This is a genomic window from Croceivirga thetidis (assembly GCF_012272815.1).
GTDB classification, from domain to species: domain Bacteria; phylum Bacteroidota; class Bacteroidia; order Flavobacteriales; family Flavobacteriaceae; genus Croceivirga; species Croceivirga thetidis.
In genome coordinates, this window is sequence record NZ_JAAWWL010000002.1 from 1,037,017 (window position 1) to 1,052,482 (window position 15,466).

The following is a 15,466-nucleotide window of genomic DNA, read 5'->3' on the forward strand; positions in this document are numbered from 1 at the left end:
AGTAATGTGTCGTTATGAATGTAATCGAAAATAATTCAGAAACCATTTTAGATGAGTTGATTAAAGACTCTAAACTAGATTATTTACGTATGATGAAGAGCGCTGCTAAAAGCGTTTTGACCGGATTTGAACCTTCTAATTTCAAGGATGTCTACTTATCCATTTCGAGGGAACAAGGAGAAGAATTGAGAAAATTAATTGTTCAAAGAAATATAAAAAATGTAGTTGAATTTGGAACGTCTTTTGGTATCTCCACCCTGTTTTTGGCACAAGGGGTTACAGAAACCAATGGTAAAATTATTACCACCGAGCTTATACCTTCAAAAGCCAAAAAAGCGAAGGAGAATTTTGAACGAGCCGGTGTAGCACAGTCAATAGAAGTATTAATTGGCGATGCCATGGATACCTTAAAAAACCATTCTGAAACAATCGACCTTTTGTTATTGGATGGATGGAAAGACCTTTACCACCCTTTGTTCAAAATGTTAGAGCCCAACTTTCACAATGGGACTATTATTTATGTGGATAACGCCGATATGGCTGAAACAAGGGATTTTTTATCTAAGGTTAAATCGACGGACAAATACGAACTACAATCACAATTTGGTGGGAAAGTTGTTTTAATTACATCAAAAATTCAAGAATAATACGTAACCTTTTTTATTGATTATGGGACAAAAATTAGAAAATGCCAAAAACTTATATTTAGAAGGTATTCGAGATGGCAATGCAAGAGCAGCTGTAACCAAATACACAGGTGACCGATACACACAGCACAGTACAGGTGTACGGGATGGCGTTGAAGGATTCGTTGAGTTCTTTGAACCTTTTATTGAACGAAATCCAAAAAGGCACATAGATATTGTTAGAGGATGGGAAGACGGCCAATACGTATTCATTCATGCCTTCCAAAGTCTCAACGACGGAGAGGCAAAATGGGTAACTACAGATTTCTTTGATACAGATGAAAATGATAAAATAATTGAGCATTGGGACGTCATTGCCGCTTATGCAGACTCCACCCCTTCTGGCCATACTTCGGTTGATGGCGCCACAGAAATTACAGATTTAGATAAAACCGAGGAGAATAAAGAGTTGGTGCGCAATCTTATCAAAGATGGACTGATGAAGGGCGGAAACCCTTCAAACCTCCCCAATTACATTTCAGAAGAAAAGTATATTCAGCATAACAAAGAGGTGGCCGACGGGCTTGAACATTTTCAAAAGTTGGCAAGTATGCCCAATCCACCTCTTACCTATCAAGAAATAGTTTTGTGTGTTGGAAAAGGAAACTTTGTAGCGACTTTGTGCAAAGCAAATTGGAACGATGGAAAATTGAACCAGGACTACGCTCAGGTCGATATTTTCAGAATTGAAGATGGTAAAGTTGTTGAACATTGGGATAATGTTGAACCAGTACCGAACGAAAATGTAAATAGTGGAAAATTTTAATTCGAGGACTTAAAAGTCCTCTTTTTCCATTAATTCTCGAATTTTTTTGTCCTCCCAATTTCTTCCAAATAATGGGTTATAACCGAAAGCCTCCATACCATGGACGGTTAATCCAATACCCCATCCTAAAGTTGGAAAAATTGCCCAAAGGAAATCGGTGGTCCTAAAATTCAGCCACCACAGAAATGGTATTACAATACAATAGGCTATGAGATTACCGTAGAAGCCTTTAATGGCTTCTACGCGTTCTTTGGCCTTTAAATAACGTTTTTCCTCAATATGGTCTTCTTGGGTTTGTTGAGGGGTCATTATCGAAATTTGTTTTGAAAGCATTGGTAGTTTTACACTGAATTCTTTATTCGAATCATCAATTTGTACTTCACGATCAGTCAAGATTGAAAAGCGGGAGCGAATATTCTGAAGCCCTACCCCACTGCTCTTTTTTACAACGGATTTTTCTTGGATGTTGTTTTTGACCACCAACATTCCATTCTCCTCGAAAACCTTTAAATGAAGTGGTCTTGATGAAGTTACCACATTATGCTTCACGGCATTTTCAAGCAATAACTGTAATGAAAGTGGAACTATTTTAGCTTCTGGATTCGAGGCATTTTCAGGTATCTCGAATATTATACTATCCTCAAAACGCATTTTTAAAAGTCGTACATAAGTTCGGGCAAAATTCAATTCTTCATCTACGGTCACAAGGTCCTTATTCTTTTGTTCTAAAACATAGCGGTATACCTTAGATAATGAAGTGGTAAATTTCTGAGCTGCATTTGGGTCTTCTTCGATTAAGCTGGTTAATACGTTTAGACTATTGAACAAAAAATGGGGGTCCAATTGATTTTTTAGGGCATCAAATCTAGCAGATGCAGTACCGGCAATAATTTTCTGTTCATTTACCTGCCTTTTTTGTAGCGCCCTATAAAAATGAAATGCGTGAATTGATAAGATAACAATTATGGTAATTACCAATGCTACGATATAACTATCAATTGATTCATTAGCGATGAACGAAGCAACAGAATAATTTCCGGTAAAATAGGCTACGAGTAAATACCTTAAAACCCCATATACGACCATCGTAATCACAAAGGACCCAAGGGCACCGTACCACAGCCTCTTATTGGGTTCCTTTTCCCAATCGTACCTCAAATTAATCCCATCATAATAATATGAGTTGGCTGCTGATAGTCCGAATGAAAAAATGAATGAAATAATGAATTGCGTTGAAATATTCTTCCAAGAAAAATCACAGCAATCAAAAAGGAAAAGGTTCAGGGCAGCTACAAAAACTGTAATAATTAATGATATGCCCAAAACCTTTAAAAAACTCTTCATCTTAATTACGCTTTACACTGAGCTAAAACTTCTTTTGCCCTATCGGCTCCCCAATCGGGGTAAAAAGGTTCTTCACTTGGCTTAAAAGTAGCAAAAAGTTCTACTGCCTTTTCCACATCTTTACAATATGGCGTTGTATCCTGGCCAAAATATCGGGCTGTGCCCATATCCCATTCCGCTTTTGAAAACAGCACTCGAGGATTATCGGGGTCAAGCTGCAAGGCTTTATTGTAAAGTTGAATATTTTTCCCAGAAAGCATTGGTCCGTAGGTCGCGCCATCAAAAGCCATCCAAGCGGTATTTATCATTGCTTCTTGAATCAACAGCTCTGAATTGTCTGGCGAAATATTTTTTGCGATATCCAAATACTCCTTCGCCTTCTCCAATTGCTGTCTTAATTTTTCCTCATCCTTCTCACCAAAAGAGGCTGTTGTATTCACCATTGCGATGTAATAGTAGGGTATCCATTTGTCTTCTTCGGCCGCGGCAATGCGTTCAAATAAATTTGATGCTTCTACAATTTTACCTTCTTGCCAAAAATCCATGGCCTTTGCCATACCCTTGATGTATTGATCTTGGGCAAATACAAAAGTTGATAGTGTTGATAAAAGAATAAATACTAGCTTTTTCATTGTTTACAGTTTAATAGTTATTTCTTGTTCGTTTTTATTGATATTGAATTTTGCGTTTTTCCATTTTGGCGGACCAAATCTGGCAGGAGCTTGATTTGAAGCTGCAAATTTTTCTTTTGGTATAATTCCCATTGTCATATCTAACTTACCATTGCTGTTTTCATCTTGATAAAGTGAAATGGCGTATTCTCCTTTTGGAATATCTGTGAAAACTACCTGGCAAGTATCTGAAATCACTTCAATCGATTCACTTTTGAATGTCCTTTCCAACCAATTGGTTTCAGAATCGTAGAGGCCAATCCTAATTTCGCCACTAATGGTTTTTATGTCTTGCACATGAACAATTAGATTCGATTTGTCTTGTGCTTGACAATTATGCGCAAAGACAAAGAGAAAGATTACAATGGTGGTGATTAAAGAATTCATGACTGCTCGTTTCTTGATTACACAGCAAAAATGCTTCTGAATCGAGAGTCTTACCATAAAAGATTACCGAATTGTAGAATTATCGGGATAAATTGTAGGTCAGGTAATAAGTGAATTGATTTGCCGAATTAATTTTTGCTGACCCTATAGGTCACCCGCCTATTTGTAATTAAAGTGCATTTATCAATTAGGCTTGTCGTAGCCGAGATATTCAAAGGAGGGTCACCAGGCGTGCCTCCGTATTCCACAACATATCCTTGTGAAGAATATGCTCCACCTCCTCCTCCATTTGGTAAGTCGTTCCAAGCACCTACTGCCGCACCACCCCTGATAACAGAAGGGTCAGCAATATGCGCATAATCTTCTCCGCCGCAACAATTGTTGGGCTCACTACCATTCCAATTGGCGTATGTAATTTCGGTACCACCAACTCCACCATTCCAAAATAAGGTACCAGCTTCAGGACCTGTAACCCATCTCCACTCCCCTTCCACAGCCGTGTCGTTGGCTCCAATCCATCCAAATCCACCTGCTTGGCTCCCCGCATAATCAGCTTCCTCTTGTGAAGTTAAAGTTACTAGGTAACCTTGCCAGCCAAAATAAGTTCTTGCACTTGCAGCCGTTTCAGCGTCGGACCATGAAATTCCCGGGTCTGATACATATTCATAATAATGTTGGGTGCTTGGCAAAAAATTAGCTGTCCCGACAGTAATCGAGAATTGCCTATCTCCACTACTTGAAGTCGAGAATTCCACATCCAATATGGCTGATTCAAATTCTGCATAGGTTGCTGGTCCCTGCAAGGTTAATTCACCTTGTATAACATCCCAAGAAGTTGAGATACTGGGGTGGGTTCCAGTAAGGTTTAAAAAGTCTGCACCATTAACATAACCAACGGAAACCTGAATATATACTGCCTCAGTTGTAGTGTCATCAGGGTCCGTAATTGATATTGATTCAGCGATTGTTTGGGGATTAGTTGTGCAATAGGCCTGATACCCAATTGCAGTAACGGTTGGTGGCTGATTCTGGCCTAGAGCGTAGCTAAAAACCAATATAAATAGAGCTATACAGCATCTAAATTTTGACAAAAAAACAGGGAATCCCATATTTCAAAGATTCCCTTTAATCTGGTTTCTTAAAATCTTTTGTTGCTTAAATAGGTGAAAGACCTGTAAAGGTGTTGTTTTTTGTGGTATTCACGTTTAAAATCAACCTTGCAACTAAAGATTATCCAATTGATTACTCTTCTTGTCAGTACTTAGAGTCCAAAAGAATCCGACAAAGAAAAAGCTATCGGCTGCAGGTGTAATTGCCCTTCTGTCGAAGTTGCCAGCCACATTAGGTGTATTACTATATTGATAATTACTAATGTTATTGAAGCCAAGTAAATTATTGACCGAGAAATATAAAATCTTCTGTTGGTCAATCAGGTAGGCCCAATTAACGCTCAGATTGTTAAATGACCTCGTTTTTTCAGCCAAAAATTCTGTGCTATTGGGATTGTGATAAGGCCTACCTGAACCATAAGAATACGAAAGACCAACTTGAGAGCGCATGCTATCCCACCAATACTTGGTGACCAATGAAAAGTTGTGTTCTGGGGCAAAATTTGGTGTTGCGGCTTCTACAAAGTTTTGATAATCCCGCTCTGTATTCAAATAACTGTATGAGACCCAATAGTCAAGGTTTTTAATTGATTTGTTATCCCTCCAAAACACATCCAATCCGGAAGCATAACCACTACCCAAATTGGAATACACCGAATTGAATTGAGGTAACTCAGTATTAAACTTTACCAAATTATCATAATCCTTGTAATAGGCTTCAGCCCTAAAGGTCTTTCCATTTTTTAAATATTGATAGTTTAGGATGTAATGTGATGTTTTTTCATAGCCCAATCCTTGGTCAAATTTCAGCACATCATTCAAGGGGTTTTGATAGAAATCACCGTAAGCAAGGGAGAATTGTGAATTCTCTCCACTTTTATAGGCCAATGATAATCTTGGTGAAACAGTGAACTCATTCAAAACAGAGGTATTTTCTAGCCTTCCACCTAGTTTAAGGGCAAAGTCATTACTGAAAAAGATATCGGCTTCCGCAAAACCCGCAAACAGTGTGTCTTCATAGTTGCTGTCAAACGTAAACCCACTGGTTGCCCTGTACGTTTCATCATAATTGGTATTGAATATTTCTGTTCCCAAATTCAAGACAAATCGGTTGGAAAATCCTTTTTTGGCCTTAAATTTTATATGGGAAGCCCGTTCATTGGCATCGATAATATCTTCTATGATTCCAATAGCATTACCATCATTGGAAATACTTGCCCCACCAAACAACGTCCAATTATTCTCAAAGAAATACTTGTAAGAAGCATTGAAATATAAATTGCTGTTCGTCAAACTAAATCGTACGGGATTGTCAAAGTTTATGTCTTCTTGGTTAATATCCAATGTTGCTCTATTAAAACCAGTATAAAACTTGAACATGCTCTTTTCGCCCTTGATTCGGAATACTGCTTCACCCGAAAAAGACTCATAAGGGTCGTTCCAACTTGCACCTTGGGTGGACGGAATTAAGGCCTCATAAGGAGACAGATTGATGTATTGGGTATTTAGACTTAGAGATGTATTGCCCCAGATTTCGGTGTGACCCAAACCTGCTCCTACGGTCATGGCCTGTATATCGGTTTTCTCCTGATCGGGCACATCAGTGGTATTTAAAAGTAAAACACTGGAGAGTGCCTGACCAAACTCTGCCGAGTATCCTCCTGTACTGAATGTGATTCCCTTAAATAAAAACGGAGAAAATCGACCGCGTGTGGGTATATTATTTGCCGTAGCGTTAAAGGGTTGAAATACCCTTAGACCATCAATAAATACCTGTGTTTCACCAGCAGCACCACCACGAACGAAAAGTCGACCGTCTTCATTCACCGTTGTTGTACCTGGTAAGGTCTGCAAGGCAGCCACAAAATCACCAGCAGCTCCTGCTGTAGTAACGATATCCAAAGGTTTTAATACTGACACTTTGGAGTTGTCCCCCGCTTCAAATGTACCTGCCGAAAGGGTGACTCCAGTAAGTTGGTTAATGGCCTCAACTAATTTGATGTTCAGGTTCTTGAAATACGAAACATCACCCATTTCGTAATGGGTTTCGTATGCTAAAGCTGAAACGACCAATGTTTGGTTGCCTTCTTCGAAGGATTCAAAACTAAAAGTTCCGTCTTCAGCCGTAGAACCTCCGTCATATGTGCCCTCGAGATATACGTTGGCGCCTGCAATAAAATTACCGGCTTTGTCAGTTACAACACCATTTATCGTTGACTGGGCCGTTAAGCTAAAAATACTTAGTAAAAGAAATAGAACGGAAAGTTGATTTTTCATGATTGTTCGTTTTTTGATGATGAAATGATGGTTCAAAAGTCAAGATGAATCGTTGTATTTAAAATTGTGAGTTACCGAATTGTAGATTTTTCGGGATGAATCGGAAAAGGGATTAACTGCCAATTAGGGTTGTGCTTCAAATTGAGAAATTTCGATGAAGAATACCGTAAATTATTTGTAATCAGATTTTTAGTATATTTATATTGTCGGAATAGGCACTAACATCCCTTCCAATCACGACGAGTTCCCCACCAAATAACCAACCCCAGTTTAAGCATGTACACTCCAAAAGAGTCGTACACAAAGGAAAAATGGCAGTTCATCCATCATTAGTCAACCAACCAAATTGATGTGCCATTTAGAGAATTCCGAATGGGTCCTTTTCCATTCGGAATTTTTATATCGTTTTATCAAACTTTGGTTTGGTCCTATCTTCAAAATTTTAAATTAGGTTTGTTGATATATCAAAAACCAATAGATGACCAAACTCAAGAAAGCTCTTGGCCTTAGAGATTTAGTGCTTCTCAATGTTGCGACGATAATCGGCCTTTCATCTCTCACCCAAGCAGCGCAGTTTGGCTGGTCTAGCCTTGTTCTTTGGATTATTGCTGCAGTATTTTTTCTTATTCCGAGTAGTTTTATGGTTATTGATTTAAATTCTAGAGTGCCAGGTATCGGCGGATTTTATCTTTGGGTCAAATCTGCTTTTGGTGAATGGCATGGCTTTCTTGCTGCCTGGTGCTATTGGTTAAGTGCAATCGTTTGGTTCCCAACCGTACTTTTTACCATTTCACTATCGGCACTTTATATGTTTGGAGACCAATGGCTTCACCTAAAGGATAATTTTTGGTTTGCCAGTATTCTTTCAATGGCCTTATTATGGTTCACGGTAATCCTAAATGTTTTTGGTCTTAAGTTCGGTAAGTGGATACAGAATATTGGGGCAATATCCTTATGGGTTTTATTCGCTTTGCTTGCTATTGCTTCCTTTTATCAATTGCTTACCAATGGCAGTTCACAAGAGATTTCAATGGAACGATTTATTCCTGATTTTGGGGATTTTGGTGTCTTACCTTTTTTTGCTGCGATTACATTTTCATTTGGGGGCTTAGAGCTTTCATCGGTAATGTCAACAGAAATGAAAGACTCTAAAAGAATAATGACCAAGGCTATTTTCATTTCAGCCCTCATTGTTCTTGCACTCTACACAATTGGTACATTTTCATTACTCATAGCCATACCTGAGGGTCAAGTTGGTATAATTGATGGTATAGCTCAAAATTTCTACATTTTGACAGAACAATTGGATTGGCCATTTTTGGGTCCTGTTGGTGCCCTATTGGTTACACTGGGAACCCTAGGGCTTTTTGCGGCCTGGATGAACGGAAACGCCCGGCTACCCTTTGCTATAGGCATTGATAATTACCTACCACCTGTTTTGGGAAAGGTTCATCCAAAATTCGGAACGCCCTATATTTCACTTATCGTACAAGGGGTTTTAGTAAGTATTCTATTATTGATAGCAGTTTCTGGCACCAAAATTCAGGAAGCTTATTCTTTGCTTTATGACATGTCGGTATTGCTGTATTTTATCCCCTTTATATATATGTTCAGTTGTTTTATTTGGCATAGTCTAAAAAATACTGGGGGTTCTAGCCCTCTTTCTTTTTTTGAGAAAAAGAAAATGATGGTTTGGGTTTTTGGTTTGATGGCGCTATCAGTTATCTTGTTGTCTTTGGTTTTGGCAGTTATGCCTTCAAATGTTATTGGAGACAAAACGAGCTTTTATCTTAAAATTTCTTGTGTGACAGCAGTATTAATAGGTATTGGACTGATACTTTTCAAACTTAAAAAAATGTACAAATGAGTCGTTTTCATATTGACCCTGATATTAAAAAAGCTGAGACCTTACCGGCATCTTTTTATTCCGATCAGGCCGTTTTTGATGAATTGAAAGAAAAGGTTTTTCGTACTTCTTGGCACTGGGTCGGCGATTTTGATTTATTGCCATTCTCAAAAAGTGCTCATCCTTTTCAGCTTTTGGACGGTTATTTAACCGAACCCTTGGTTTTGGTTAGGGATGAACAAGATGAGATTCATTGTATGAGCAATGTTTGTACCCATCGCGGCCATCTGGTAGTATTGAACTCTGGTGTTCAAAAGCAATTGTTGTGCATGTACCATGGCCGTCGATTTGAATTTAATGGCCGTTACAAATCAATGCCAGAATTTGAAGAAGCAGAAGATTTTCCACGGCCATGTGATAACCTTCATCCGTTTAAAGTTGAAAAATGGAACCCCTTTTTATTTGTAGGTCTTGAACCAGCCTTCGACATTTCGGAAATTATTGACCGCATGAACGAACGAATTGGTTTTTTACCATTGGAGCAATTTCGATATCGTAAAGACTTGAGCAAAGACTATTTGGCCAATTGTCATTGGGCGCTGTATTGCGATAATTATCTGGAAGGTTTTCATATTCCCTTTGTACACGCAGAGTTAAATGAATTATTGGATTATGGCAATTATACTACCGAAGTTTACGACCATATGAACTTACAAATTGGTTATGCGCAAAGTGGTGAAGAAATTTTTGATCTGCCTAAAGACCATATGGATTATGGAAGTGAAATAGCTGCCTATTATTTCTGGGTTTTCCCTAACATGATGTTCAATTTTTATTCATGGGGGCTATCCATTAACATCGTCAAGCCGATAGATATGGAGAAGACCAAGGTTACTTTTCTGACCTATCTCTATGATGACAGCAAATTTCATAGCAGGGCCGGTGCCCTCATGGACAAAGTAGAACGTGAAGACGAATTTGTTGTTGAAGGAGTACACCAGGGTTTAAAATCAAAATACTATAAAGCTGGAAGGTTTTCACCAACACGAGAACAAGGGGTACACCATTTTCATAGTTTGCTTGCGAAATTTTTGGGTTGAATCATTCTTATCTTTAGTTATTAAAAAAGTAAATTAATACAACATGGGTATTTTTTGGGATTTGTTACAGCAGAATGAGTTGGAGAAGCAACAGAAGCAAGCTGATAGTGTCGAGGAACGCGTTGCTATTCTTGAAGAAGAACTTAGCAAAACCAAATCACTTCTGCGTAAAACACTTGAGGCATTGGAAAATCATCTTGGAAAAGATATCGATGGTGATGGATTAACCGGAGCTTCTTAAGAACGTGAATACGGTCAACATCATAACCTTAATTGCCATTATCCTATTTGCTAGATTAGGGGTCCGATTATATACCAAATACCGAAATCTAAAAAAAGAAAAGAAAGACCAATTAGGGGATGACTAAATTTTTTCGCCGATTCCGCCAAAAGCTTCTATCAGAGGGTAAACTTTCCAAATACGTTTTCTACGCCGTAGGTGAAATTGTATTGGTAGTGATTGGAATTTTAATTGCCGTGCAAATCAACAATTGGAACGAAAACCGAAAAAGTCGGGTACGAATAGACCAAATATTGAAAAAGGTAAAGGAAGAGCTTAAGTTCAATATTCATTACTCAGATGATGTCAACAATTTCTATAGATACAAGGAAAAAGACATTGGTGACGTACTTCGAAAAAAAGTAACGCTTCAAGACTATAAGAATTCTGGATTAGTTTACCTGATTTGGAACAATACGACCGTAGATATTTCTGATGACGCAGCTGGGGAACTCGATAGCTTTACCGAGCTACTGAGTGAAGAGCAGGATACATTGATATCGAAAATAAATCTTCTATATAGTGCTTATAAACCAACACTTGATGTCAGTGATGATGCAATTGAAGAGGTGGTAAAGTCATTTGAAACTAGAATAAGGGAAACAACCTCTTGGTATTATCTGAGCAACAATCGCGAAGACTTGCCCGAATCCGCGTACCATTTTTTCCTTAATGATACACTCTATCTTAATGATGTAGCCTATTATGAATCCACAGGGCTGAACAATCACTTTAGATATAATGCATTGTTCAATAGAGCAGCTAAAGATCTTTATATTGAATTATCACACTATTTGAAAAGCGATATCGACACCAGCCTTATTAAACCAATTACCCGATTTCACCACTACACAGGAACCTATGTTTCCACAAGTGAAAAGTCAAAGGATACTTTGATTATTAGAAATCGAAAAAAACAATTGGTCTACGAATGGTTAGATGAAAATGGCCGGAACACCTTCTCTTTATATCCTGAAAATGAAAATTTCTTTCTGATAGGCACCTCATTCGCCGAATTAAATCGAAATGAAAGCAAGGAGGTTATTGGCCTTAAATTAACTTTAGGTAGTAGGCCAGAAAGAACTTTTAGAAAAATTGAATAATCCATTTCTTTAGTAACAACCCAATGTATACACCACCATACTATAAAAATGAAAACCTGTTACGGGTCAAAGAATTTATTAAGGCAAACAGCTTTGGTATTTTGGTGAATCAGGTAGAAGGTAAACCATGGGCAACGCATATTCCTATGGAACTAGAGACTTTTGAAGGTAATGACTATTTAGTTGGGCATATCGCAAAAGCCAATCCGCAATGGAAAAGTTTTAATGAAAACAACGAGGTACTCTGCATTTTTAATGGTCCCCACACCTATATTTCTTCATCTTGGTACCAAGAAGAGGAAGTACCGACATGGGATTACATCGCAGTTCATGTCTACGGAGACCTACAAATACTTTCTGAAACGGAAACCATGGCCTCCTTGCATAGATTGGTCAACAGGCATGAAACTAATTCTGAAAACCCAATAAAGCTTGAGAAGCTATCTTCAAAAACGTTGCGGCAAGTAAAGGGAGTAGTTGGTTTTAAGATTGAAATAACAGATATACAAGCCACCTACAAATTGAGTCAGACCAGACCAGAAGACCATGAGTCGATTATAGAAAATTTAAATTCAAAGGGTGATGTAACATCAACCGAAATTGCTCGACATATCAGTAGTTACAAAACCAATCACCATGATAAACAATAAGTTTTGGCAAGCTTTTTTTGCTTTAGCGCCAATTTTACTCGGCTTAATCTCAGTTATAGTTTACATTTTTTTCGTCATTAATCTCGTTACCGACATTCAAGAAGTAGAATCGATGGGGCAAGATCCATCTGCCCAAATGATTCTGGGCAACATAGCGTGGTTTATGGGCTTTATAATTTTCTTGATTCTAACAGGGCTAGGCAGCCTAATTTTTTACATCGTGCATGCCGTGCAAAACCCAAACCTCAAGGGAAACAATATGTTAATCGTATGGATTATTCTGTTTTTCTTCTTCGGTGGAATCAGTCAAGTTATTTATTGGATTGTTGAAATTATCGGCAAGAGAAATCAGATAACAACCTCCTAAAAATCATGGAGCAAATTCAAATTGTTGACTTTAAGGACAGCTATTCCGCGGCGTTTAAAACCATCAACCAGGAATGGATTGAGCAATATTTTGAGATGGAGGAGATGGACAGAAAAGCTCTTGAACATCCGAAAGAATATATTCTCGACAAAGGTGGTCATATTGTAGTTGCTCTTTTAGACGATGAACCAGTTGGCGTATGTGCACTTATAAAAATGAACCATCCTGAATTTGATTTTGAGTTGGCAAAAATGGGTGTCTCCCCAAAGGCTCAAGGTATGGGTGTAGGCTACAAACTTGGCAAATCCATTATAGAAAAAGCACAAAATATTGGGGCGAAAACCATTTATTTAGAAAGCAATACCATACTTAAACCCGCAATAAACCTTTATCGGAAATTAGGCTTTACTGAAATTAAAGGAATAGAAACCCCATATCAAAGATGTGATATTCAGATGATTAAATATATTTCATAAAAAACACTTCACTTAATTATTAATACATTTCAACTATATTTTTTTACAATTCATAATTATTCTTAACAATCCTATTCGTACTTTTATAATATCGATTTAAAAGCTAGTAGCTATCTCCCCCGATACGAAAACGACTAAATCATGTTACAATTCTTTAAAAGAATTACGGTTCCATATCATCTAAGTCATTGGTACACCAACCTCCTTGCAGCAATTCCCCAGATAATTGGTGGTTTTTACCTAACGTTTTATTTCAGTCCCCAGAATATGGGGGTGCCTTGGGCAACGAGATTTAACGACCTCCCTGCTTTTAAGGTTTCTCCTGATTTTATCGAAACTGTTGGTGGTTTTGGATACTTTTTCGCTTTGAATCCAGAATTCTTTGCGTATGCTGCCTGCTATTCAATGTTCTTTGGAGGCCTATTTTGGATTATCGGATACTGTATACGATTGTCTTCTTTCTTCATTTTTATGGTGATGTTGACCACCTTGCTATTTCGAGAATTCGATTACTCATGGAGCTACATCCCAACATTTGCCTTTCTTTCCCTAAGTATCTTAGGATTCTGGTTCGGTTCTGGTAAATATGGATTGGACTATATCGTTGCAAAGAGAATGCGCTGGATATAGTATAAAACCATATCATTTTAGGGGAATAAAATGTGAACTTCCGATAACAAAATGCCTATCATCCTTTGGGTAAAATCCGAAAAAGAATGATTCCGTACGGCCATTATTATAGTTAAGGATTATTTTATAATCTTTTATGGTGTAGGTGCCAGCTTCATTGGTCCTAGAGTATTTCGGTTTCCAACTGGTATCACCTCCTTTTATGGTTTTCCAAACAAATCTGCCACTTGAATCAAATGAAACCGTACTGGCATTTATAACTGATGCACCTCCGAAAGGGTCTGAAGTATTGAACTTTCCGGATAATTTTTGATTGCCTCGTGCCGGTCTGACCTTAAACCATTTTTTCCAATCATATGTTTTTCCTTTCCACGACTTGGTCACGTAAATGATGCCATTTTTCTTTTGCCAGGTGTTCCATCGTTTGGGGTATTTATTTTTAGAGGCCATTACATCCAACTCATCCAAGGCCCCAACAGGGTTTGTCAAAATCTCTCCATTGGCAAAAAGTACGCTGACCTCGTTATCAATATAAGCACCGTTCAAACCATAATTGGTAACCGTTCGAAGAATTATATCTTCAATAAGCGGCTTGGACTTACTACTAGAATTTTTGTCTTGAGAATCTTTTTTTCTTGATTCTATTCGAGTATCCTTGGCTTTTACAAGAGCTTCCTTCGAGAAATTACCGCTTTCCAATAATTCTAAAGCAAGTCTTTTTGTTTCCTCAGTATGCCCTCGAGAAAATTCATTTATAACGGCAATCCAAATGGCATCAAGAAGTAGACGGTCGTACTTATTTTGCAATTGTTCAGTAGACCAGCTCTTTTCCTTACCAGATTCCAAAAAAGACCTTTTAGTAACCTGATATTCATTGTCAATTTCAAGCTTAGAAAAATCTTTGCCTCTGGCATTTTCTTTTAAAATCACATTGTGGAATGTCATCATACTAGCCACTTCTTCAACAGGATAACCCAACTTCTTGGCAACTTTGGTGTACAGGTCAAAACATTGATTTGTTTTTAATATTAGGCCCGTCATTGTGCGATGCTTATTGGGTGTTTTGAGTTTCAATTCACTCCATTTTTCAATTCGAATATTGTTGCGAAGCGATTTATTTGGAATATATTCCTGTGCATTCAATTTCAAGCTAAGTGCAAAAACTATCAATGAGCTTTTAAGAAAAGATTTTAAGGGCATTTTCTTTCTTTCCCAAAAATTAACCAAAATTACCCTCCTTAACAACTGGGTATGAAAAAATAACAATTCAGTAGACTTTAATTCTATGAAAAACGACTAGCATCTAGTTTTGGGGCATCATTAACAATCAAAAACAAACAAAAATGAAATCATTAGTATTAAGTTTAGCTCTCTTTTTCATGGTATTCACAATCAATGCCCAAGAAGATAAGGGGATTACAATTACGGTTACCATTGACAATGTCACTTCTGACCAAGGCAAGGTTTTGGCCGCAATACACACCCCTGAAACTTTTATGAGAGGTCCTGGGGTTTTGAATGCAGAAAGCGAAATCAGTGAAGGCAAAGTCAAACTTACCTTTGAAAATGTCTCTGAAGGAACCTATGCGATAATGGCCATGCACGACGTGAACAACAATAAACAGATGGATTTTGAAGCTAACGGTATGCCAAAAGAAAGTTATGGAATGAGCGGTAATGACATGACCATGGGCCCACCTAATTTTGAAATGGCAAAATTTGATGTAGCTGACAAAGACCTAGAATTCAATATACGATTCTAAAATCAACATAA

General features: G+C 37.8%; 17 protein-coding genes. 11 read left to right on the forward strand and 6 right to left on the reverse strand.

The annotated features are described in order from the left end of the window. Nucleotides 1–14 precede the first annotated feature (14 nt). Both HCU67_RS12335 and HCU67_RS12340 read left to right on the forward strand, forming a co-directional pair. Complete coding sequence (locus HCU67_RS12335; RefSeq protein WP_168552914.1) at nucleotides 15–647, forward strand: O-methyltransferase; 633 nt, start codon at nucleotides 15–17, stop codon at nucleotides 645–647. A 22-nt stretch (nucleotides 648–669) separates the two neighbouring features. Further along, a complete protein-coding gene (locus tag HCU67_RS12340; RefSeq protein WP_168552915.1) occupies nucleotides 670–1,452 on the forward strand; it encodes a nuclear transport factor 2 family protein in 783 nt (260 codons plus the stop codon). Between the two features lie 9 nt (nucleotides 1,453–1,461). On the opposite strand, the gene HCU67_RS12345 is transcribed toward HCU67_RS12340, so the two are convergent. From HCU67_RS12345 to HCU67_RS12365, 5 genes are all read right to left on the reverse strand, one after another. Next, entirely contained in the window at nucleotides 1,462–2,796 is a 1,335-nt protein-coding gene (locus HCU67_RS12345) for a 2TM domain-containing protein (protein ID WP_168552916.1), read from the reverse strand. A gap of 5 nt (nucleotides 2,797–2,801) precedes the next feature. Further along, on the reverse strand, nucleotides 2,802–3,428 hold the full coding sequence (locus HCU67_RS12350; RefSeq protein ID WP_168552917.1) for a tetratricopeptide repeat protein: 627 nt from the start codon (nucleotides 3,426–3,428) through the stop codon (nucleotides 2,802–2,804). A 3-nt stretch (nucleotides 3,429–3,431) separates the two neighbouring features. Continuing rightward, complete coding sequence (locus HCU67_RS12355; protein ID WP_168552918.1) at nucleotides 3,432–3,854, reverse strand: DUF2141 domain-containing protein; 423 nt, start codon at nucleotides 3,852–3,854, stop codon at nucleotides 3,432–3,434. 128 nt (nucleotides 3,855–3,982) lie between these two features. Next, nucleotides 3,983–4,963 (reverse strand): C-type lectin domain-containing protein, encoded by a 981-nt coding sequence (locus tag HCU67_RS12360; RefSeq protein ID WP_168552919.1) that lies wholly within the window; start codon nucleotides 4,961–4,963, stop codon nucleotides 3,983–3,985. A 114-nt stretch (nucleotides 4,964–5,077) separates the two neighbouring features. Next, entirely contained in the window at nucleotides 5,078–7,240 is a 2,163-nt protein-coding gene (locus HCU67_RS12365; RefSeq protein WP_168552920.1) for a TonB-dependent receptor, read from the reverse strand. 478 nt (nucleotides 7,241–7,718) lie between these two features. On the opposite strand from HCU67_RS12365, the gene HCU67_RS12370 reads away from it, so the two are divergent. From HCU67_RS12370 to HCU67_RS12405, 8 genes are all read left to right on the forward strand, one after another. Beyond that, nucleotides 7,719–9,107 carry an APC family permease gene (locus HCU67_RS12370; protein WP_168552921.1) on the forward strand — a complete coding sequence of 463 codons (1,389 nt, stop codon included), beginning with the start codon at nucleotides 7,719–7,721 and terminating at the stop codon, nucleotides 9,105–9,107. After that, entirely contained in the window at nucleotides 9,104–10,186 is a 1,083-nt protein-coding gene (locus tag HCU67_RS12375; RefSeq protein ID WP_168552922.1) for an aromatic ring-hydroxylating oxygenase subunit alpha, read from the forward strand. Before HCU67_RS12370 ends, HCU67_RS12375 begins: the two co-directional genes overlap by 4 nt. A 43-nt stretch (nucleotides 10,187–10,229) precedes the next feature. Beyond that, nucleotides 10,230–10,427, forward strand: coding sequence for a hypothetical protein (locus tag HCU67_RS12380; RefSeq protein ID WP_168552923.1), 198 nt, complete (start codon nucleotides 10,230–10,232; stop codon nucleotides 10,425–10,427). A gap of 119 nt (nucleotides 10,428–10,546) precedes the next feature. Continuing rightward, the gene (locus HCU67_RS12385) at nucleotides 10,547–11,569 is read left to right on the forward strand and encodes a DUF6090 family protein (RefSeq protein WP_168552095.1); all 1,023 of its coding nucleotides are present in this window, start codon (nucleotides 10,547–10,549) and stop codon (nucleotides 11,567–11,569) included. A gap of 23 nt (nucleotides 11,570–11,592) precedes the next feature. Further along, nucleotides 11,593–12,219, forward strand: a complete 627-nt coding sequence (locus tag HCU67_RS12390; protein ID WP_168552924.1) for an FMN-binding negative transcriptional regulator — start codon at nucleotides 11,593–11,595, stop codon at nucleotides 12,217–12,219. Beyond that, nucleotides 12,206–12,586 (forward strand): hypothetical protein, encoded by a 381-nt coding sequence (locus tag HCU67_RS12395; RefSeq protein WP_168552925.1) that lies wholly within the window; start codon nucleotides 12,206–12,208, stop codon nucleotides 12,584–12,586. Before HCU67_RS12390 ends, HCU67_RS12395 begins: the two co-directional genes overlap by 14 nt. 5 nt (nucleotides 12,587–12,591) lie before the next feature. Beyond that, nucleotides 12,592–13,062 (forward strand): GNAT family N-acetyltransferase, encoded by a 471-nt coding sequence (locus tag HCU67_RS12400; RefSeq protein ID WP_168552926.1) that lies wholly within the window; start codon nucleotides 12,592–12,594, stop codon nucleotides 13,060–13,062. 141 nt (nucleotides 13,063–13,203) lie between these two features. Continuing rightward, nucleotides 13,204–13,692 carry a DoxX family protein gene (locus HCU67_RS12405; RefSeq protein ID WP_168552927.1) on the forward strand — a complete coding sequence of 163 codons (489 nt, stop codon included), beginning with the start codon at nucleotides 13,204–13,206 and terminating at the stop codon, nucleotides 13,690–13,692. 12 nt (nucleotides 13,693–13,704) lie between these two features. Here HCU67_RS12405 and HCU67_RS12410 read toward each other — a convergent pair whose 3' ends face one another. Next, the gene (locus HCU67_RS12410) at nucleotides 13,705–14,892 is read right to left on the reverse strand and encodes a hypothetical protein (protein WP_168552928.1); all 1,188 of its coding nucleotides are present in this window, start codon (nucleotides 14,890–14,892) and stop codon (nucleotides 13,705–13,707) included. Nucleotides 14,893–15,035: 143 nt separating this feature from the next. Between HCU67_RS12410 and HCU67_RS12415 the strand changes: the two genes are divergently transcribed. Further along, nucleotides 15,036–15,455, forward strand: coding sequence for a DUF2141 domain-containing protein (locus tag HCU67_RS12415; protein WP_168552929.1), 420 nt, complete (start codon nucleotides 15,036–15,038; stop codon nucleotides 15,453–15,455). Nucleotides 15,456–15,466 lie beyond the last annotated feature (11 nt).

Bases quoted from the DNA above. Each gene is read 5' to 3' on its own strand.
- HCU67_RS12355 (WP_168552918.1), bottom strand. From the start codon at position 3,854: ATGAATTCTTTAATCACCACCATTGTAATCTTTCTCTTTGTCTTTGCG.
- HCU67_RS12380 (WP_168552923.1), top strand. From the start codon at position 10,230: ATGGGTATTTTTTGGGATTTGTTACAGCAGAATGAGTTGGAGAAGCAA.
- HCU67_RS12375 (WP_168552922.1), top strand. From the start codon at position 9,104: ATGAGTCGTTTTCATATTGACCCTGATATTAAAAAAGCTGAGACCTTA.
- HCU67_RS12405 (WP_168552927.1), top strand. From the start codon at position 13,204: ATGTTACAATTCTTTAAAAGAATTACGGTTCCATATCATCTAAGTCAT.
- HCU67_RS12395 (WP_168552925.1), top strand. From the start codon at position 12,206: ATGATAAACAATAAGTTTTGGCAAGCTTTTTTTGCTTTAGCGCCAATT.
- HCU67_RS12340 (WP_168552915.1), top strand. From the start codon at position 670: ATGGGACAAAAATTAGAAAATGCCAAAAACTTATATTTAGAAGGTATT.
- HCU67_RS12370 (WP_168552921.1), top strand. From the start codon at position 7,719: ATGACCAAACTCAAGAAAGCTCTTGGCCTTAGAGATTTAGTGCTTCTC.
- HCU67_RS12390 (WP_168552924.1), top strand. From the start codon at position 11,593: ATGTATACACCACCATACTATAAAAATGAAAACCTGTTACGGGTCAAA.
- HCU67_RS12410 (WP_168552928.1), bottom strand. From the start codon at position 14,892: ATGCCCTTAAAATCTTTTCTTAAAAGCTCATTGATAGTTTTTGCACTT.
- HCU67_RS12360 (WP_168552919.1), bottom strand. From the start codon at position 4,963: ATGGGATTCCCTGTTTTTTTGTCAAAATTTAGATGCTGTATAGCTCTA.
- HCU67_RS12400 (WP_168552926.1), top strand. From the start codon at position 12,592: ATGGAGCAAATTCAAATTGTTGACTTTAAGGACAGCTATTCCGCGGCG.
- HCU67_RS12345 (WP_168552916.1), bottom strand. From the start codon at position 2,796: ATGAAGAGTTTTTTAAAGGTTTTGGGCATATCATTAATTATTACAGTT.
- HCU67_RS12350 (WP_168552917.1), bottom strand. From the start codon at position 3,428: ATGAAAAAGCTAGTATTTATTCTTTTATCAACACTATCAACTTTTGTA.
- HCU67_RS12365 (WP_168552920.1), bottom strand. From the start codon at position 7,240: ATGAAAAATCAACTTTCCGTTCTATTTCTTTTACTAAGTATTTTTAGC.
- HCU67_RS12385 (WP_168552095.1), top strand. From the start codon at position 10,547: ATGACTAAATTTTTTCGCCGATTCCGCCAAAAGCTTCTATCAGAGGGT.
- HCU67_RS12415 (WP_168552929.1), top strand. From the start codon at position 15,036: ATGAAATCATTAGTATTAAGTTTAGCTCTCTTTTTCATGGTATTCACA.
- HCU67_RS12335 (WP_168552914.1), top strand. From the start codon at position 15: ATGAATGTAATCGAAAATAATTCAGAAACCATTTTAGATGAGTTGATT.